The sequence below is a fragment of the Polynucleobacter sp. UB-Tiil-W10 genome (assembly GCF_018881605.1).
GTDB lineage: Bacteria > Pseudomonadota > Gammaproteobacteria > Burkholderiales > Burkholderiaceae > Polynucleobacter.
In genome coordinates this window covers 1,043,097-1,061,821 of sequence record NZ_JACVPZ010000001.1, presented here as the reverse complement: position 1 = coordinate 1,061,821, position 18,725 = coordinate 1,043,097, and the positions used below count along the sequence as shown (strand labels likewise).

Sequence of the window (18,725 nt, the reverse complement as noted above, 5' to 3'; positions counted from 1 at the left end):
GAAAAAATAGAGAGAATAGCCCAGGCACCCTTGAGCAAGGGTTTTCGGATTTGAGTCTGGTTTTGCTGACTTCTAAAACTATCCAACCGTCTAATCTCCTATTTAGCCAGTTGTGCGCTTTATTACTGTCCTACTACTCCCAACTAAGCGCACCACCGGTTTGATACTCAATAACGCGTGTCTCAAAAAAGTTTCGTTCTTTTTTCAGATCAATCATTTCTGACATCCATGGAAATGGATTCTCTTCATTTGGGAACATTGCGTCAAGTCCTATTTGCAAACATCTGCGATTACAGATGTATCTTAGGTACCCTTTGAACATCGGAGCGTTCAATCCGAGCACTCCGCGAGGCATCGTATCTTCAGCATAACGGTACTCTAATTCGACTGCTTTTTCGAAGATGGATTTGATCTCGTCTTTGAACGCGGAGGTCCATAACTGCGGGTTCTCAAGCTTAATTTGGTTAATCAAATCGATTCCAAAATTGCAATGCATGGACTCATCACGAAGGATGTATTGATACTGCTCAGCAGCACCCGTCATTTTGTTTTGACGACCCATTGCGAGTATTTGCGTAAAACCAACATAAAAGAACAAACCTTCCATCACACAAGCAAAAACGATGAGCGAACGGAGTAATGTTTGATCAGCTTCTAGTGTGCCAGTCTTGAAATTTGGATTGGTAAGAACATCAATATAAGGAATTAAGAACTCATCCTTAGCGCGAATCGAGTCAATCTCGTGATACGCATTGAAGATTTCAGACTGGTCTAAGCCCAAAGATTCCACAATATATTGATACGCATGGGTATGAATCGCCTCTTCGAAAGCCTGGCGCAATAGGTATTGGCGGCACTCTGGAGCAGTAATGTGGCGATAAGTACCCAAAACAATATTGTTTGCAGCCAAAGAATCTGCAGTCGTAAAGAAACCAAGATTACGTTTAATGATGCGACGTTCATCTTCAGTTAGACCATTTGGGTCTTTCCAAAGTGCGATATCGCGGTTCATATTGATTTCTTGCGGCATCCAGTGGTTTGCACAACCAGCTAGGTACTTTTCCCAAGCCCACTTGTACTTGAAAGGGACAAGCTGATTTACATCAGTCTTAGCATTAATCACACGCTTATCAGCAGCATTTACACGCAAAGCTGCACCACCAGCTAATGAGGCAGCTGGGGCAGGCGCAGCTTCTTGAGGGGCTTTCATTGCCACTTGATCTGGCTGCGGACGTTGTGGCTCCATTGCAACCGGCTGCGGTGCAAGACCAGCTTTCGCTAGTGCTGGAGCAACTTCCTCTTCCCAATTCAACATAACTATCTCCTAATTCTTCTATTAATCACCAATAAGCGAATAGCTTATTGGCATGCTTCACATTCTTCGAAACCAGCATCACCTGGGCGCATTGTGCAAACTGGGCCATCAGCCTCAACTCCTCCGGCAGCATTTGCAGCGGCTGCGTCGGTACCGTTTACGCCACCACCGCTAGAAACAGAGTTCAACTGACCACTAGCAACTGTTGATTTCTCAACGTGAGTTGCAGCCATCGTGCGGAGGTAATAAGTAGTCTTCAAACCACGCAACCAAGCCAACTTGTAGGTGTCGTCCAATTTCTTGCCGGAAGCTCCACCCATGTAGATGTTCAGTGACTGCGCCTGGTCGATCCACTTTTGACGGCGGGAAGCTGCTTCAACCAACCAACTTGGCTCAACCTCAAAGGCAGTTGCGTACAAATCACGTAAATCTTGAGGAATGCGATCGATCTTAGACAAAGTGCCGTCAAAGTACTTGAGATCAGCAATCATCACTTCATCCCAAAGGCCGCGATCTTTCAAGTCACGCACCAAATACTCATTAACTACTGTGAATTCGCCAGAAAGGTTAGATTTCACGAACAAGTTCTGGAAAGTTGGCTCAATACAAGCAGAGACGCCAATGATATTAGAAATCGTTGCTGTAGGAGCAATCGCAACGCAATTAGAGTTGCGCATACCGTGCTGCTTAATGCTTGCACGCAAACCACTCCAGTCCATAGTGGAGGAGTTGTCGACCTCTACATAACCACCACGCTCAGCAGCCAACATAGCTACTGAATCTTGCGGGAGGATGCCGCGATCCCATAAAGAACCCTTATAGGTGCTGTAAACACCACGCTCAGCAGCCAATTCATTAGATGCTTGGTAAGCGTAGTAGCAAACTGCTTCCATTGAAGAATCTGCAAACTTCACAGCCTCATCACTGGCGTAAGGAATACGCTGCATATGCAAGCAATCCTGGAAGCCCATGATGCCCATACCTACTGGACGGTGCTTTAAGTTGGAATTACGTGCCTTAGCTACTGCGTAGTAGTTGATATCAATTACGTTATCAAGCATACGCATTGCAGTACGTACGGTTCTTTGGAGCTTCTCATGGTCCAAGATCATCTTGCCGTTGGCATCGGTAGTCATATGAGCAGTTAAGTTCACAGAACCCAAGTTACAAACTGCAATCTCGCTCTCATTGGTGTTGAGGGTAATCTCAGTACAGAGATTAGATGAGTGAACTACGCCAATGTGCTGTTGCGGGCTACGGATATTGCAAGGATCTTTGAAAGTAATCCATGGGTGACCGGTTTCAAACAACATACCGAGCATCTTGCGCCACAATTGCTGCGCTGGAATGCGACGGAATGGCTTCAATTCACCACGATCAGCCTTTTGCTCATAAGCAACATAAGCCTCCTCAAACGCCCTGCCATATTTGTCATGCAAATCTGGAGTATTGGATGGTGAGAATAAAGTCCAATCTCCACCTTCCATCACACGCTTCATGAACAAGTCAGGAATCCAGTTCGAAGTATTCATATCGTGGGTGCGACGACGGTCGTCACCTGTGTTCTTGCGCAACTCTAAGAACTCTTCAATATCTAAGTGCCATGTTTCTAGATAGGCGCAGACTGCACCTTTACGCTTGCCGCCTTGGTTCACAGCAACCGCAGTGTCATTTACCACCTTCAAGAATGGCACCACACCTTGTGATTTACCGTTAGTGCCTTTGATATGACTTCCCAATGCACGAACATTGGTCCAGTCATTACCCAAGCCGCCAGCAAACTTAGACAACAAAGCGTTTTCTTTCAATGCTTCGTAGATACCATCCAGATCATCATCTACTGTTGTCAAGTAGCAGCTAGAGAGCTGTGGACGGGTAGTTGCTGAATTAAACAAAGTTGGTGTGCTGGACATGAAATCGAATGTAGAAAGGATTTCATAGAACTCAATTGCACGACGCTCACGGTCCAATTCATTCAAGGACAAGCCCATTGCTACGCGCATGAAGAAAGCCTGCGGCATTTCAATGCGGCGATCTTCAATATGCAAGAAATAGCGGTCATACAAAGTCTGCAAACCTAAGTAATTGAACTGCAAGTCACGGCTAGCATTCAAAGCTGCGGCTAAGCGTGGCAAGTCGAACTCACGCATACGTGGGTCTAACAACTCAGCAGAAATACCTTCGTTAATGTACTTAGCGAAATAAGTGCTGTACTCAGCTTGCATATCACCTTGCAATACTTCTTTACCCAAGATTTCCTTACGAATTACGTGCATCAGGATGCGCGCTGTCACTTGGCTGTATGCGGGATCTTTTTCAATCAAAGTACGGGAGGCCAAGATAGCCGAGTCATAAACTTGCGCCATTGGTACGCCATCATATAAATTCTTGATGGTTTCGGTAATGATTGGAGTGGCGTCGATGTTATTGCCTAAACCTTCGCAAGCTGCCTCAATCACTGTTCGCAAAGCGGCCATATCAAGCCACTTTTCAACTCCGTTATCCGTTACTTTGATACCAGACTCACCAGCCTGATTAGCTGTTTGAGCCTCTTGTGAAACTTCTTGCTGAGCAGCGCGCTCTTGATTGCGCTTTTCGCGATAGAGAACGTAAGCACGGGCAACATTGTGTTCGCCACTACGCATCAATGCCAATTCCACTTGATCTTGAATATCTTCAATGTGGAATGTTCCGCCGTTTGGTCGGCTGCGCAGTAGTGCGCGCACAACAGCATTGGTCAACTGCTCTACTTGCTCGCGAACGCGCGCAGATGCCGCACCCTGACCACCATTAACCGCTAAGAATGCTTTGGTTACAGCAATCGCAATTTTGGATGGCTCAAATGCTACAACCGAACCATTACGGCGAATAATTTTGTAATCAGACAGCTGGGTTGCCTGGTTGCCGCCAACACCACCAGCTACAAAGCTGGCAGAAGGGGCTTGATTAACCGCCCCCGCAGGACTCATTCCTGGGTTATTTACTCCAGCCGGTTGACCTGCTGTCTGTGGATTGGCGTATGTCATGGTGCTCCTGCGTATATATATAGTTATTTGGACAAAATATCGTTAAAAAACAATAGGGTATTACTGGATTTAGACACTACATCTAGTGTTTTTAAGTGTATTAGGCACTAAGTATAGGGAAATATTTGATAATTGGTAAGCCATTTATGACAAATATTTATTAGTACTTTTACTAAGTTTTCTACTTATTTTGGAGTCATTTTGGTGCGGAATTTTTGGCCCTTTTTAGACAAAGGCTAAAAAAGTAAGCGTACGCTTACATACAACAATAAGACTATCGGGGACTTAAGCCGAAAGGTAGTTTTTCACCTGAAATCGCTGTCTCTTTTTGGAACTTTTTCCAATCAAAGAAAATTCCAGGATCTGTTTTGCGATCCGGTGCTATGTCGCTGTGCCCAGCAAATTGCAAAAGTGGGTACATGCTCGCCAATTTTTGAATGAGATTTGCCAAGACCAAATACTGCGAAGCTTCGAATGGCGTGTCGCCATCTCCTTCCAACTCAATGCCAATGGAAAAGTCATTGCACTTTTCGCGACCAAGAAATGAAGAGGCGCCCGCATGCCAGGCCCTGTCCTGAGTGGATACAAACTGAATCAACTCGCCAGTGCGCGTAATTAAAAAGTGGCTGGAGACTTTTTGGCCCGCTATCTCCGCAAAATAAGGATGGCTATTTGAATCAAGCTTATTTTGGAAAAAATCAACAATATGATGGCTAGATGGTTTATTTCTAAATTCTGCTGGCGGAAGACTGATGTGATGAATCACCACTAAATCAGGTTGAGTGTTTTCCGGTCTAGCATCTTGATTGGGTGAAATCCTCCAGTGTGCATCACCAACCCAACCCTTTGAGCCTAAGGATTGAAGGTGCTCTTTTGAACAATAGAACCGGTTTTCAAAAATAACTGCCTCCGACTGCGGAAGATGCACTTTGCAACACTGGCATTGCACCATTACCTCAGGAGAGCTTACCTTCTCAGGCTTATTTTTATTGGGTTTGAAGGGGTTCTCCGCATCGAGGGCAGCCTGCTTTTTACCTTTAATCCAAAGATAAAAAAGGCCAGCGCCAGCAAATAATAGAAGCCACTTAAACAAAACTTAAGCTCTCTGAAGAATGACTTCAACCACAAAGCGACTGCCAACATAAGCAAGCAATAAAGCGGTGTAAGCACTTAATACCCAACGAATAGCAGCCCTTCCACGGAGCCCCACTCGCCAGCGCGCTATCAATAAGCCCGCAAACAAAAACCACGAGACCAAAGCAAAAATTGTTTTGTGATCAAACACGAGAGGTTTACCAAACAATGTTTGAGAGAAGAGCAATCCCGAAAACACAGTCAAGCTCAGAAGTGCAAAACCAACATAGATCAAGTTGAATAAAAGGCTTTCCATTGTCATTAGCGGGGGTAAGTCTTCTAACCAATGCGCTAAGCGGCCATTAGGAATCATTGCTAATTGACGATGTAAGGCGCGATCTTGAACGCTCATGAGCATGGCATGCATCGCCGCTAGACTCAACAAACCAACTGAAACCGTAGCAACTACGAAGTGCCCCTTAAACCAAGGGTCTGAAACAGCCTTAGGTGAAATTAAGGTTCCAGGAAAAATATTGGGCAGGGATGCGCAAACCAGCGCAAACATTAAGGCCATCCAACGTAAGCTAGAGATAGGCAAAAACCATGATTGAAACCAATAAAAAGCCAGGCCAACCCAAGCAATTAAGGACAAATCTTGCGCAAAACCAAATACAAAGCCCTGGGGAGTGAACACAGAGTCATGAAGTTGCACCCCATGAATCACCAAAATCACAAAAATTGCAGCTTGCACCACCGTGCTTGAGAGTCCAGACTCCACGCCGCTCTTGGGTTTGAAGCTCAAAACAAGCAAAAGCGCTAAATAAAGTGCGGAAGGGAGCCATCCGTAACTTGAGTAACCTAAAATATCCATCTGGAAAGTCTAATCGATAAATGCTAGAAAACCTCACCGACCGCCTATCTCGCGTTGTTAAAACGATGCGAGGCCAAGCCCGCCTCACAGAAGCCAATACCGCAGAAATGCTGCGGGAAATCCGTTTAGCCTTATTGGAGGCTGACGTAGCGCTTCCAGTGGTGAAGTCTTTACTGGAGCGGATTAAATTTAAAGCCCTTGGTGAGGAAGTGGTTGGCAGCCTAAGTCCAGGACAAGCTCTGGTTGGCGTAGTGCAGCGTGAGCTCGCTCAAGTAATGATGGGTGACACCAATCAAAGTGGCGAACTCAATCTAGCAACCCAGCCGCCAGCGGTGATATTGATGGCTGGCTTGCAGGGTGCCGGTAAAACGACCTCCGTTGGCAAACTTGCCAAGTGGTTGCAAGAAAAGAAGAAGAAGAAAGTTCTCACTGTTTCTTGCGACGTCTATCGTCCAGCCGCAATCGAGCAATTAGAGACGGTTACCAAACAAGTGGGTGCAAATTTTTTCCCGAGCGACATTAGCCAAAAACCCAATGACATTGCACTCGCCGCTCTTGATTGGGCGCGCCGTCACTACTTTGACGTAGTTTTAGTGGATACCGCAGGTCGCCTTGGTATTGATGAAGTACTCATGCAAGAAATTAAAACTTTGCATGCCAGCCTCAATCCCATCGAAACCTTATTTGTAGTTGATGCGATGCTTGGCCAAGATGCCGTCAATACCGCCAAAGCATTCCACGAAGCTCTCCCACTAACGGGCGTCATTCTCACCAAACTAGATGGCGACTCCCGCGGCGGTGCAGCGCTTTCTGTTCGTCAAGTTACAGGCGTTCCTCTCAAGTTTATCGGCGTAGCCGAGAAGATGGATGGCCTGGAAGCTTTTGATGCCAATCGTATGGCCAATCGCATCTTGGGCATGGGCGACATCCTTGCCTTGGTTGAACAAGCGCAGCAACACGTTGATGTTGCTAAAGCAGAAAAATTAGCAAGTAAGATTTCTAAAGGTGGGTTTGATCTTGAGGATTTTCGAGATCAACTGATGCAGATGCAAAAGATGGGTGGCATGGCCAGCCTCATGGATAAATTACCCAGCCAAGTTGCACAAGCGGCATCCAAAGCAAACCTGAGCAATGCCGATAAACAAACCACGCGCATGCGCGGCATCATAGATAGCATGACTCCCCAAGAGCGCAGAAAACCTGAATTACTAAAAGCTAGCCGCAAGCGTCGGATTGCTGCAGGTTCTGGGGTAGAAGTACAAGAAGTGAATCGCCTGCTTGCTCAATTCGAACAAATGCAAACGATGATGAAACAATTCAAAGGTGGAAAAATGGCGCGTACCATGGCTAGCATGGCTGCCAAAGGAGCCGCCAAGGGAATTGGCGGACTCTTTAAAAAATAATAAACGAGGTTTAACTAAGCAATCAATTGCTTTGCAGTATTTACCGCAGCAATTATTTTTGACTTGATGTCATCGAGTGGAATGTTCTGAGATTCAGCATCGGTGCGTCCTTTAAATTCCACTTGAGAATCTGCCAAGCCACGATCGCCAATGACCACTCGGAATGGGGCCCCAATCAACTCCCAGTCGGCAAACATTGCGCCCGGGCGTTCGTTGCGATCATCCAAAATCACATCAATTCCAGCAGCTAAAAGTTCATCATGTAATTGGTCGCAGGCAGCTTTAACTGCTTCTGATTTCTCGTAACCCATCGGGCAAATCACTACCTCAAATGGCGCCATAGAAATTGGCCAAATAATGCCGCGCTCATCGTGACCCTGCTCAATTGCAGCCCCTAGCAATCGAGTAACTCCAATCCCGTAACAACCCATTACCATCGGCTGAGCCTTGCCTTGCTGATCCAAGTATGTGCAACCCATGGCTTCTGAATAACGCGTGCCCAGTTGGAAGACATGACCGACTTCAATGCCACGGCAAATATCAACAACGCCTAAACCGTCAGGTGAAGGATCGCCAATCACCGCATTGCGGATATCTAATACCAATGGCTCAGGCAAATCACGGTCCCAGTTCACACCAGTCAAGTGATGTCCCGCTTCATTTGCGCCACATACAAAATCGGCCATATTGGCGACTGTAAGATCAGCAACAACAGTTACATCAGCACTAACCCCAACAGGACCTAAATATCCCGCTGGCGCATTGCAGGCTTGCTTGATTTCGGCTTCCGTTGCAAAACGCGATTCAGTCATACCAGGAATTTTGCTAGCCTTCACCTCATTCAGCTCATGGTCTCCGCGCACCAGCAGCATAAAGAGCTTTGCCGGGCCGCTATCTTGATCGGCAGCAAATAGTAGAGACTTCACAGTGCGCTCAAGAGGAATATTTAAGAGCTTCGCTACATCAGCACAGTTTGTTTGATCAGGTGTTGGCACCTTACTCATCGCCGCAGATGCTGCTCCGCGCGTAGCAATTAAAGCTAAAGACTCAGCCGCTTCCAAGTTAGCTGCGTAATCAGAATTTGGACAATACACAATCGCATCTTCACCGGTATCAGCGATCACATGGAACTCTTGACTGCCAGAGCCGCCAATCGCGCCATTGTCTGCCGTTACAGCGCGGAATTGAAGACCCATACGCTTAAAGATGCGGGTGTATGCATCAAACATTATTTGGTAAGACTTTTTGAGACCCTCAACATCTCGATCAAATGAATAAGCATCTTTCATGCTGAACTCACGACCACGCATGATGCCAAAACGAGGACGTCTTTCATCACGGAACTTTGTCTGAATTTGATAGAAGTTCACTGGCAACTGCTTGTAACTTCTGATTTCATTGCGCGCCAAATCAGTAATCACCTCTTCAGAGGTTGGCTGAATCAAAAAATCACGCTCATGGCGATCTTTGATGCGGAGTAACTCCGGGCCCATCTTTTCCCAACGACCAGTCTCTTGCCACAATTCAGCTGGCTGAATCATCGGCATCAGCAATTCAATTGCACCAGCACGATTCATTTCTTCGCGAATGATGTTTTCGACTTTGCGAATGACTTTCAAACCCAGTGGCAAATAGTTGTAGATGCCTGCGCTAAGCTTGCGAATTAAACCTGCACGCACCATAAGTTTGTGCGAAACCACCTCAGCGTCGGAGGGGGCTTCTTTTAGCGTGGCGAGAAATGATTGTGAGGCTTTCATGTATGGATATAATCAAATCGTTGATTTTAAAGGATTTGAGGCACGATCATGCTTGACCGTGAAGGGTATCGCCCGAATGTCGGCATTGTCCTCCTCAACAGCCGTAACGAGGTTTTCTGGGGAAAACGCGTTGGGCAGCATTCGTGGCAGTTCCCACAAGGCGGGATTCAGCATGGTGAAAGCCCTGAACAGGCTATGTACCGCGAATTGCAAGAGGAGGTTGGCTTACTGCCGGAGCATGTCCAAATTATTGGACGCACCAGGGATTGGCTTCGCTACGACGTCCCTGAGGAATACTTGCGCCGTCAAAACTCCACGCGCGTCCATCGAGCTGCATATCGTGGTCAAAAACAAATTTGGTTTCTATTGCGTCTAGTGGGTCTGGACAGCGATATTCAATTACGCGCCTCAGAGCACCCAGAATTTGACGCCTGGCGCTGGGTTCCCTTTTGGATCCAATTAGATGCAGTAATTGGCTTTAAGCGTGAAGTCTATCAATTAGCATTATCAGAACTGGCTCGTTACCTTTCTCGAGGCATTCGCATGCAACAAATGGCATGGGGCACTCCGTTAGAGATGATGCATTCTTTTTATGCCGGACAAGAAGATGAAGCTGGATCTTCAGAAAAATCAGACAACTAAAAATGAAAAAAATATCCTGCAGGCTTGCTCTCTACCTAAACTGCCTTATCTTTGCTGCCTGTTTAGCCGCCTGCGCTGGAGACCCGCTACAAAGCGGACTAGATCCATTTGCACCCATGGTGTTCAAAGAGGGCACAACTACGATGCCACTTAACCCACCGAATCAAGCAACCCTAATACCCTTTTATGTATCTGAACGCACTATTTTTAAATTTTCCGTGGATACAGACTCGATACTCATTGGTGCAGATGGGGTAACCCGATATATTGTGGCGCTAACAAGTCCAAACGGTAGTGTGCAAACCCAATACGAAGGAATTCGCTGCGATTCATTTCAGTGGCGCTTGTACGGCACCTTAGAAAATGGCGCATGGAAAGAGAATCCCTTGTCGACTTGGCGCAATATCCAAACCAATGTCCCGAACCGCTATCAAGCAGCACTAGCGCAAGGCGCTTTCTGCAACTTTAATAATCAAGAAAAAAATATTAACAATGTTTTGAAATCCCTCAATCCAAATGCGTTTACAGGCGGTACAAAACCCAGTAACTCATTCGGGATAATTTATTAAAAAATTACTTTGAAGCTGGGACTAAGCGGGTACCAATCTTTTCACCCGCCATCAAACGGGTCAGAACATTAGGTTCACGACCAGAAGCAATTACGGTGGTGGCACCAGTTTTTACGGCAATCTTGGCAGCCAACACTTTGGTAAGCATTCCACCCTTGCTAAGCTCACTAGCGGCACCGCCAGCCATTTTCTCTAAAGCAGGATCGCCGGCAATGGCATCGGGGAGCAGTGTTGCATTCGGATTATGACGTGGATCTGCGGTAAATAAACCGCCTTGATCAGTCAATATCACCAAGAAATCTGCATGAATTAAATTCGTTACCAAAGCAGCTAGGCTATCGTTGTCACCGAACTTAATTTCATCAGTTACCACGGTGTCATTCTCATTAATAATCGGTACAACACCTAGCTTTAATAAAGTATCCAAGGTAGCCATTGCATTAGCATTTCGCTCTACATCCGCTAAATCTGCATTTGTCAGCAAGATCTGGGCGCTACGCAGATTGAAGCGCGCAAAACAACTTTCATAAACCTGTACCAGGCCCATTTGACCTACGGCAGCAGCAGCTTGTAGCTGATGAATGTCTTGGGGACGCTTTGACCAGCCCAAACGCTGCATACCTTCAGCAATTGCTCCTGAGCTCACCATTAATACCTCATAGCCAGCTTTTAAAAGGCTTGCCATTTGCTCGGCCCACATTGCGATCGCAGCATGATCTAAGCCTTCACCATTATTGGTAACTAGGCTAGAGCCTACTTTGACAACAATCCGTTGGGGGTTTTTAGCATTCATAGCGCAATGGAAATTGAATATTTAATCTGGTTTTTTATCTTCTGGCTGATCTTGATAACGAGGGTCTTGAGCACGCTCATCAGCATCATCTCGATCGCGACGTACAGAATCTAAATAATCTTGCAGAGAATAGCAAAGCTTGTCGCAACCCAATCCTGTTAAGGCTGAGATCTCAAAGACTGGACCCTTCCACTTAAAACGCTTGATAAAGTCTGCAACTACTTTCTTGCGATCCTCTTCAGGAATCATGTCCACTTTGTTCAAGACTAGCCAACGCGGTTTCTCGACCAACGCTTCATCGTACTTACGCAATTCATTTACGATTGCCACAGCATCAGCGACGGGATCAATATTCTCATCAAATGGTGCGATGTCTACCAAATGCAAAAGTACCCCAGTACGCTGTAAGTGCCTTAAGAAACGATGGCCTAGGCCAGCACCTTCTGCGGCTCCCTCAATTAATCCTGGAATATCGGCAATCACAAAACTACGCTCAGCCCCAACACGCACAACACCCAAATTAGGATGCAGGGTTGTAAAGGGATAGTCAGCAATCTTCGGACGCGCATTTGATACAGCAGTAATCAAGGTAGATTTACCCGCATTAGGCATGCCTAGCAATCCAACATCAGCCAAGACCTTTAATTCGAGCTTAAGCTTGCGACGCTCACCTTCTTTACCATTCGTCTTTTGACGTGGTGCTCTATTCGTGCTGCTCTTAAAGTGAATGTTGCCCCAACCACCAACGCCACCCTGCGCCAAACAAAGACGTTCGCCATGGGTAGTTAAGTCGGCAATTGGCTCGCCAGTCTCATAGTCAGCAATGATCGTGCCAACCGGCATCCGCAATTCAATATCGTCGCCTGCGCGACCATAACAATCTGCGCCACGACCAGGCTCACCATTTTTCGCAGTGTGTGTTTTTGCGTAACGGTAATCAATCAGGGTATTGATGTTGCGATCAGCTATTGCCCAGACGCTACCACCCTTGCCGCCGTCGCCACCATCAGGTCCGCCAAATTCAATGAACTTTTCTCGGCGCATAGAGGCGCTTCCGGCACCACCTTGCCCGGCAATCACTTCAATACGTGCTTCGTCTATAAATTTCATGAATAAAAAAGGCCTCGCTTAGCGAGGCCTGTTCCTAAGAGTTAAATTCGGAATAAATCTGAATCAAACGTGTCTCAGTCAGGCGCCTTATGAACGAGGCAAGACTGAAACTTGGGCCTTCTTCAAAGCACCCTTAACGCCGAATTCCACTTGTCCGTCAATTAAGGCAAACAATGTGTGATCCTTACCAATACCAACGTTTGCACCCGGATGAACACGTGTACCACGTTGACGAATGATGATGCTGCCAGCATTGATTTGCTCGCCGCCAAATACCTTAACGCCTAAGCGTTTCGATTCTGAGTCGCGACCATTTCGTGTTGAGCCGCCGCCTTTTTTCTGTGCCATATCTTTCTCCTACCCTGAATTAGGCTTTTATCGTGTTGATCAAAATTTCAGTGAAATTCTGACGATGGCCTTGGTGCTTTTGATAATGCTTGCGACGGCGCATCTTAAAGATTGTCACTTTATCGTGACGTCCCTGGGAGACGACAGTGGCCATCACAGCTGCACCATTAACCAATGGATCACCTAATTTCAGTGAAGCGCCTTCGCCAACGGCGAGGACTTGGTCAAGAGTGATTTCGCTGCCGATTTCCGCTGGTATCTGTTCTATTTTCAATTTTTCGCCTGCAGCAACTTTATACTGTTTGCCACCGGTTTTTATGACCGCGTACATGGTTTGAAACCTCAATTAATATCTACATTTAAGCTAATCCACCCTGGATCAGCTAAGCCCATTATTATATCTTGCATGACGAGCACTGTCAAAATCAATGACTTAAGCCAAATTCTGGCCCCAATTGCCTTAGATTTCAAGGCCTTAGACGAGGTTATCCGTCAGCGTTTAGCCTCAAAAGTCGCCTTAATTGACCAAATCTCGACCTATATCATCCAAGCTGGAGGAAAGCGGGTCAGACCCGCCCTATTGATGCTGGTGGCCAAAGCCTTGGCAAACGGCAAAGCAACGCCCCATACCTTAGAAATGTCGGCTGTAGTCGAATTTATCCACACAGCCACCCTACTTCATGATGATGTTGTTGATGAATCCACTCTCAGACGGGGTCGGGAGACGGCCAATGCTGCTTTTGGCAATGCTGCGAGCGTTTTGGTTGGTGACTTCCTATATTCCAGAGCCTTCCAAATGATGGTTGGCCCAAATGATCTTCGAATTATGCAAATTTTGTCAGATGCGACCAATACGATTGCTGAAGGCGAAGTGTTGCAGCTTCTAAATATGAATGACCCAGAAGTGGATGAAGCCAGTTACTTACAAGTAATTCGCTATAAAACAGCCAAACTTTTTGAAGCTTCTACTGAATTGGGCGCCATTCTGGCTAATACTACCGACGCGCAACGCGAACAAGCTGCTGCATTTGGACGTCACATTGGCACCGCTTTTCAGCTCATGGATGACTTGCTGGACTACACCGCTAACGCGGAACAAATGGGGAAAAATGCTGGTGATGATTTACGCGAAGGTAAGCCTACGCTCCCGCTGATTTACTTGCTAGAAAATGGCAGTAGCGAAGAGCGTCTTCTGGTGCGTGCAGCAATTGAGCAAAATCAAGATTTACCAGATGATGTGTTTGCACAAATTCTTGCTGGCGTACAAAACTCTGGCGCCCTAGATTACACGCAAGCTGTGGCTAAACGTGAAGCCGACCTAGCCTTAACCTGTCTAAAAGATTTCCCAGTAAACGAGGCCAGCACTGCACTACAAGCCCTGTGCGCGTATTCCCTCACAAGACAAACTTAAGTTCCCAAGGTATTGACTCTGAGTTCCCGTGCAGTCATTCGCACCCGCTCTACCTCTTCACGCAATCGTGCAATTTCCTGTGAAGATAGCTGCTCTAGATTGGAATAATCTAATTTCCATGATGGGTCAACCGACCATTGCAATGGTGATTGAACTGTCGTGCGTGGAGCGGGAGCTGATTCTAAAAGTCGCATAGCCAACTCAAAATTTAAATCCTGCGAAGACACATCATTCGGTTTTGCAGCTGCATTACCCAATGGAAAGTCACTAAATAGAAGTCGCGGTACTCCACAATATTCAACAATATCTTTAGCAGCACCCATCACCACAGTGGAGATGCCTGCAGCCTCCAAATAACGCGCTAATAAACTTTGACTCTGATGACATATCGGACAGTTCGGAATTAATACCGCTACATCCACACCGTCAGCTATCAACATTTCTAAAATACGAGGGGCATCAATCTCTAATGTGTGGCGCTGACTCCGATTGGTAGGCAAGCCGTAAAAATGAGGAGAAATTGCTTTTAGCCTTCCGGCTGCAAGCGCTCGTCTTCCAGCGGCCAATGGAAACCAACAATTGATATCTTCCATGTTGGCATTTTTTCGATCAATACCAACATGAGCAATTCGCAGATCATTATTTCCATCAATAGATTGCTGGTATGGCTGATAAAACTTTGCTGAAGCGTTATAGGGTGCGCCTTGGCCTTGAGCCCCTTTATCAGAATCATATGGAACGGCTGTGGTCACTAAACCCAATACGGACTGAGTTAGTGGCTTTCTCGGCGGGGTAAATGGCACATCAATATAGTGAGCCCATACATAAGGGCTCTCATAGCCCAAACCCAAGTAGTAACTGCGGGTACGTTCAATATAACGAACCGGCTGATCCTGTTCTGGTGCAAATATGAGCTCAGAAGTCTTAGCCATCAAATCATCCCTGTAAGATGTTGCATATCAAATATTTAAATTCATAGGAACTTATTATGGCTCAGTGGCTTAGATTTCAGCATCAAGGAAAAAGTGGTTTAGGGCAAGTACAGGGCGATCAAATCTCGGTGTATGAGGGTGATTTATTTCAAGGACCTCAAGCCACCGGTGAATCCATCAAGCTAGCCGATGTAACGATTGATATCCCATGCACTCCTTCCAAGATGGTTGCTATGGTTGACAACTTTCATGCATTGGTAACCAAGCTTGAGCATGCTGTACCCGCCGAACCTCTCTATTTCCTGAAAGGGAATAATTCTTTCTTGGCAGCAAACCAAGTGATTCGTACACCCAAGTCCTATTCCGGAAAAGTAGTTTATGAAGGGGAGCTTGGCATTGTGATTGGCAAGCGTTGTCATGAGGTCGATGAGTTAGAAGCAGCTAAAGCTATATTTGGTTACACCTGCATCAATGATGTTACCGCCATTGAAATCCTCAATCGTGACCCCGGTTACGCTCAATGGACACGCTCTAAGAGTTTTAATACCTTTGGAGTATTCGGCCCTTACATCACCACCGATGTAGATCCGAGCAAGCTAACAATCAAGACAATACTCAATGATCAAGAGCGTCAAAACTATCCTATTGCGGATATGATTTTCTCGCCAGCAAAACTCGTCAGCTTGATTTCTCAAGACGTACCACTTGAGGCTGGCGACATTATTGCTTGCGGCACTTCAGTGGGCGTTGGCTCGATGAAACCTGGCAGCAATGTCAGTATCATCATTGATGGTGTAGGACGCCTCGATAATCGCTTCGAGTAATTTAGATTCACATAAAACAAAACCCTTGCTACTTTACATAGCAAGGGTTTTTTATTGCTAAAGATTTATTTCCAATCTTCTATTAGCTTTTTCTGATTTCCGAATTAGTAACCAGATACCGATGGCAACGCAAGGCTGCCTTTAGATGCTTGAACATTTTCATCTAAGTATTTAGTCAAAGCAAATACGGTATTTAAGCAAGGTGTTGGCGTTTGAGTAATCTTACCAAGCTCAATGACTGAGCCTAACAAAGCATCGATCTCTAGGCTACGACCAGCTTCTAAGTCTTGCAACATAGAAGTTTTGTGCTTACCAACTTTTTCAGCGCCAGCGATGCGGCGCTCAATGTCAACGCGAAAAGTAACGCCCAACTTTTCGGCAATGGTCTGAGCTTCAGCCATCATGTTGCGCGCTAATTCTTTGGTCAATGGATATTGGCAAATGCCTTCCAAGGTGCCATGTGTTAGGGAGCTGATTGGGTTAAAAGTCATATTGCCCCAAAGCTTGAGCCAGATTTCTGAGCGGATGTCATCCAAAATAGGAGACTTGAATCCAGCTGCGCCCATCATCTCGGATATCTTCTGAATACGCTCAGAGGTTTTGCCATCCAATTCACCCAATGGGAAGCGATTACCTTCAACGTGACGAATCACGCCAGGTGCTTGAGTAAAGGTTGCCGGATAGACTACGCAGCCAATAATGTTGTTTGGATTAATTGCGTTCTTCGCAATACCGCCAGCATCGACTGTTTCTACTGAATGATCTTGATACTCGCCGCCCAACTTTTGGAAATACCACCAAGGAATTCCGTTTTGCATTGGGATCAAAATGGTTTCGGGGCCCATGATGGCTGCCAAATCATCAATGATCGGCTCAACTTGATGAGCCTTCACCGCGAGAATAACAACATCAGGAGTCTCAGCGTCGCGAATTTTTTCTACCGCTTTAACTTGAGCAACCAAAGGTTCTGGTTGGTCATCCATAATCAAAGCAAGACCACGCTCTTTAATTGCAGCCAAAGTTGCACCACGCGCAACAACAGTTACTTCATTGCCCGCTCGTGCCAACATGACAGCTAAGTAGCCGCCAATTGCGCCACCCCCGCCGATCACACAGATTTTCATAAGAACTCCATAAGAACAAAAAATTTTGAATTACTGTCATATTAGAGGAGAAAATTTTGCGGTGCAATATATTCTTATTTGCATCATTTTTAAGCGAATTACCCTCTAAACTGCTTTTAATGCATCTTTTGGCACCAAGCTACCTAAAATCATTCCCGCAATACTGGCAAATAAACCAGCCAATTGAGGCGGCAAAATAGCATTCGGAGCCAAAATCTCACAGCTGATCCAAATAGTTAAGCCTCCGACTACGGATAGCAATCCTCCCAAGGAGTTGGCTCTTGACCAATACACCCCGAATGCCAACGGGACAAATGCGGCGACCAGAGTCACTTTGTAGGCGCTCTCCACCATCTTAAAAATAGACAGCTCAGAATTCACCGCAAAGAAAGTTACCACCACCGCAAAACATAAAACCGTAATACGCATGACTTTGAGTAAATCATGATCGGACAAATGTTTAAAAAAGCCTCGAACAATATTTTCAGCAAAAGTTACCGATGGCGCCAATAAAGTTGCACTGGCACAACTCTTGATGGCTGAGAGTAAGGCGCCAAAGAACATCACCTGTGCAATTAATGGTGCGTGATTCAGAATGAGTTTAGGCAAAATCATCTGCGGATCCGTAGAAAGATACTGCTTCACTAAATCAGGACTAATTAATGTCGCCGAGTAAGCCAAATACATCGGAACAAAAGCAAAAATAAAATAAAGTACCCCACCCAGTAAAGCCGCTTGGACGGCAATATTGACGTTCTTTGATGAGGTAATGCGTTGGAATACATCTTGCTGCGGAATCGAGCCGAGCATCATGGTACACAGGGCGGCAACAAACCCCAAGATCGAAGCCAAATTCATATCCGGCCAGAAGTTACTGAATTGACCTGCTGCAGACGCATGCTCAATTACAACGCCAATACCACCAGTCTGCGCCGTCATTTCTCCACCGATATACAGCATACCAATCACAATAATGATCATCTGAATAAAATCGGTAATCGCAACTGACCACATGCCGCCAAATAAGGTGTAAATCAGCACGCTACCTGCACCAATTAACATTCCGCCCGTCTGAGAAATACTTCCCTCAGACACTACGTTAAATACGAGACCTAAGGCTTTAATTTGGGCTGCGACCCAACCTAAATAAGAAACCACAATGCATAGGGTTACCAAAACCTCTACCGTTCGACCATACTTCTCACGAAAGAAGTCGCCAATCGTCAACATGCGGCGGTTATAAAGATGGCGTGCAAAGAACAGGCCCACCAAAATCAAACAAAGTGAAGAGCCAAAAGGGTCGGAAACTACACCCCCTAAACCCTCTTTTAGAAAAGTTGCTGGAATACCTAATACAGTTTCAGAGCCAAACCAGGTAGCAAATACAGTGGCGGTCACAATTGGCAAGGGCAGGCTATGGCCTGCTGCCGCAAAGTCAGCAGTATTTTTGACTCGCAGAGCTGCCCATAAGCCAATGCCAACGGAAATAACCCAGTAGATAATGACGAACCAAATAAGCACGCCTC

16 protein-coding genes and 1 pseudogene are annotated in these 18,725 nt (G+C 46.0%); 5 read left to right on the top strand and 12 right to left on the bottom strand.

From position 1 onward, the window contains the following. Positions 1–133: 133 nt before the first annotated feature. The 4 genes from ICN33_RS05410 to ICN33_RS05395 all read right to left on the bottom strand — a co-directional run bounded on the left by ICN33_RS05410 (position 134) and on the right by ICN33_RS05395 (position 6,286). Positions 134–1,315: a ribonucleotide-diphosphate reductase subunit beta gene (locus ICN33_RS05410; protein ID WP_216195166.1), complete on the bottom strand. Its 1,182-nt coding sequence runs from the start codon at positions 1,313–1,315 to the stop codon at positions 134–136. 44 nt (positions 1,316–1,359) lie between these two features. Next, complete coding sequence (locus ICN33_RS05405) at positions 1,360–4,284, bottom strand: ribonucleoside-diphosphate reductase subunit alpha (RefSeq protein ID WP_370623249.1); 2,925 nt, start codon at positions 4,282–4,284, stop codon at positions 1,360–1,362. A gap of 331 nt (positions 4,285–4,615) precedes the next feature. After that, the gene (ampD, locus tag ICN33_RS05400) at positions 4,616–5,434 is read right to left on the bottom strand and encodes a 1,6-anhydro-N-acetylmuramyl-L-alanine amidase AmpD (protein WP_255530666.1); all 819 of its coding nucleotides are present in this window, start codon (positions 5,432–5,434) and stop codon (positions 4,616–4,618) included. Positions 5,435–5,437: 3 nt separating this feature from the next. Then, on the bottom strand, positions 5,438–6,286 hold the full coding sequence (locus ICN33_RS05395) for an inner membrane protein YpjD (protein ID WP_216195162.1): 849 nt from the start codon (positions 6,284–6,286) through the stop codon (positions 5,438–5,440). 20 nt (positions 6,287–6,306) lie between these two features. On the opposite strand from ICN33_RS05395, the gene ffh reads away from it, so the two are divergent. Further along, complete coding sequence (gene ffh / locus ICN33_RS05390) at positions 6,307–7,689, top strand: signal recognition particle protein (protein ID WP_216195160.1); 1,383 nt, start codon at positions 6,307–6,309, stop codon at positions 7,687–7,689. Between the two features lie 14 nt (positions 7,690–7,703). Here the strand turns inward: ffh and ICN33_RS05385 are convergent, their stop codons facing one another. Beyond that, on the bottom strand, positions 7,704–9,446 hold the full coding sequence (locus ICN33_RS05385; protein ID WP_216195158.1) for a proline--tRNA ligase: 1,743 nt from the start codon (positions 9,444–9,446) through the stop codon (positions 7,704–7,706). A 48-nt stretch (positions 9,447–9,494) separates the two neighbouring features. On the opposite strand from ICN33_RS05385, the gene ICN33_RS05380 reads away from it, so the two are divergent. After that, on the top strand, positions 9,495–10,088 hold the full coding sequence (locus ICN33_RS05380; protein ID WP_216195156.1) for an RNA pyrophosphohydrolase: 594 nt from the start codon (positions 9,495–9,497) through the stop codon (positions 10,086–10,088). Positions 10,089–10,090: 2 nt separating this feature from the next. Further along, positions 10,091–10,657, top strand: a complete 567-nt coding sequence (locus tag ICN33_RS05375) for a CNP1-like family protein (RefSeq protein WP_216195153.1) — start codon at positions 10,091–10,093, stop codon at positions 10,655–10,657. A 19-nt stretch (positions 10,658–10,676) separates the two neighbouring features. On the opposite strand, the pseudogene proB reads toward ICN33_RS05375, so the two are convergent. The 4 genes and pseudogenes from proB to rplU all read right to left on the bottom strand — a co-directional run. Next, positions 10,677–11,450, bottom strand: a pseudogene (gene proB, locus ICN33_RS05370) (glutamate 5-kinase); the annotation flags it as partial. A 21-nt stretch (positions 11,451–11,471) separates the two neighbouring features. Next, positions 11,472–12,560 (bottom strand): GTPase ObgE, encoded by a 1,089-nt coding sequence (obgE, locus tag ICN33_RS05365; protein ID WP_216195149.1) that lies wholly within the window; start codon positions 12,558–12,560, stop codon positions 11,472–11,474. 87 nt (positions 12,561–12,647) lie between these two features. Then, positions 12,648–12,908 (bottom strand): 50S ribosomal protein L27, encoded by a 261-nt coding sequence (rpmA, locus tag ICN33_RS05360; RefSeq protein WP_087908492.1) that lies wholly within the window; start codon positions 12,906–12,908, stop codon positions 12,648–12,650. Between the two features lie 19 nt (positions 12,909–12,927). Beyond that, the gene (rplU, locus tag ICN33_RS05355) at positions 12,928–13,239 is read right to left on the bottom strand and encodes a 50S ribosomal protein L21 (protein ID WP_011902040.1); all 312 of its coding nucleotides are present in this window, start codon (positions 13,237–13,239) and stop codon (positions 12,928–12,930) included. A 75-nt stretch (positions 13,240–13,314) separates the two neighbouring features. Here rplU and ICN33_RS05350 point away from each other — a divergent pair, with 75 nt between their 5' ends. Next, positions 13,315–14,319 carry a polyprenyl synthetase family protein gene (locus ICN33_RS05350; RefSeq protein ID WP_216195147.1) on the top strand — a complete coding sequence of 335 codons (1,005 nt, stop codon included), beginning with the start codon at positions 13,315–13,317 and terminating at the stop codon, positions 14,317–14,319. On the opposite strand, the gene ICN33_RS05345 is transcribed toward ICN33_RS05350, so the two are convergent. Continuing rightward, positions 14,316–15,251 carry a reductase gene (locus ICN33_RS05345; RefSeq protein ID WP_216195145.1) on the bottom strand — a complete coding sequence of 312 codons (936 nt, stop codon included), beginning with the start codon at positions 15,249–15,251 and terminating at the stop codon, positions 14,316–14,318. The two genes, ICN33_RS05350 and ICN33_RS05345, sit on opposite strands and share 4 nt — an antisense overlap. Before the next feature lie 56 nt (positions 15,252–15,307). Here ICN33_RS05345 and ICN33_RS05340 point away from each other — a divergent pair, with 56 nt between their 5' ends. After that, entirely contained in the window at positions 15,308–16,075 is a 768-nt protein-coding gene (locus tag ICN33_RS05340) for a fumarylacetoacetate hydrolase family protein (RefSeq protein ID WP_216195143.1), read from the top strand. Positions 16,076–16,179: 104 nt separating this feature from the next. On the opposite strand, the gene ICN33_RS05335 is transcribed toward ICN33_RS05340, so the two are convergent. Both ICN33_RS05335 and ICN33_RS05330 read right to left on the bottom strand, forming a co-directional pair. Then, positions 16,180–17,199 (bottom strand): 2-dehydropantoate 2-reductase, encoded by a 1,020-nt coding sequence (locus tag ICN33_RS05335; RefSeq protein ID WP_216195141.1) that lies wholly within the window; start codon positions 17,197–17,199, stop codon positions 16,180–16,182. Positions 17,200–17,304: 105 nt separating this feature from the next. Continuing rightward, the gene (locus ICN33_RS05330) at positions 17,305–18,720 is read right to left on the bottom strand and encodes a sodium:solute symporter family protein (RefSeq protein ID WP_216195139.1); all 1,416 of its coding nucleotides are present in this window, start codon (positions 18,718–18,720) and stop codon (positions 17,305–17,307) included. Positions 18,721–18,725: the final 5 nt, after the last annotated feature.

What these genes read in the sequence shown, in the direction of transcription:
- ICN33_RS05340 (WP_216195143.1), top strand. Translation starts at nt 15,308, where the DNA reads ATGGCTCAGTGGCTTAGATTTCAGCATCAAGGAAAAAGTGGTTTAGGG.
- obgE (WP_216195149.1), bottom strand. Translation starts at nt 12,560, where the DNA reads ATGAAATTTATAGACGAAGCACGTATTGAAGTGATTGCCGGGCAAGGT.
- ICN33_RS05410 (WP_216195166.1), bottom strand. Translation starts at nt 1,315, where the DNA reads ATGTTGAATTGGGAAGAGGAAGTTGCTCCAGCACTAGCGAAAGCTGGT.
- ICN33_RS05380 (WP_216195156.1), top strand. Translation starts at nt 9,495, where the DNA reads ATGCTTGACCGTGAAGGGTATCGCCCGAATGTCGGCATTGTCCTCCTC.
- ICN33_RS05375 (WP_216195153.1), top strand. Translation starts at nt 10,091, where the DNA reads ATGAAAAAAATATCCTGCAGGCTTGCTCTCTACCTAAACTGCCTTATC.
- ICN33_RS05385 (WP_216195158.1), bottom strand. Translation starts at nt 9,446, where the DNA reads ATGAAAGCCTCACAATCATTTCTCGCCACGCTAAAAGAAGCCCCCTCC.
- rpmA (WP_087908492.1), bottom strand. Translation starts at nt 12,908, where the DNA reads ATGGCACAGAAAAAAGGCGGCGGCTCAACACGAAATGGTCGCGACTCA.
- ICN33_RS05405 (WP_370623249.1), bottom strand. Translation starts at nt 4,284, where the DNA reads ATGAGTCCTGCGGGGGCGGTTAATCAAGCCCCTTCTGCCAGCTTTGTA.
- ICN33_RS05345 (WP_216195145.1), bottom strand. Translation starts at nt 15,251, where the DNA reads ATGGCTAAGACTTCTGAGCTCATATTTGCACCAGAACAGGATCAGCCG.
- ICN33_RS05335 (WP_216195141.1), bottom strand. Translation starts at nt 17,199, where the DNA reads ATGAAAATCTGTGTGATCGGCGGGGGTGGCGCAATTGGCGGCTACTTA.
- ffh (WP_216195160.1), top strand. Translation starts at nt 6,307, where the DNA reads ATGCTAGAAAACCTCACCGACCGCCTATCTCGCGTTGTTAAAACGATG.
- ICN33_RS05395 (WP_216195162.1), bottom strand. Translation starts at nt 6,286, where the DNA reads ATGGATATTTTAGGTTACTCAAGTTACGGATGGCTCCCTTCCGCACTT.
- ICN33_RS05350 (WP_216195147.1), top strand. Translation starts at nt 13,315, where the DNA reads ATGACGAGCACTGTCAAAATCAATGACTTAAGCCAAATTCTGGCCCCA.
- rplU (WP_011902040.1), bottom strand. Translation starts at nt 13,239, where the DNA reads ATGTACGCGGTCATAAAAACCGGTGGCAAACAGTATAAAGTTGCTGCA.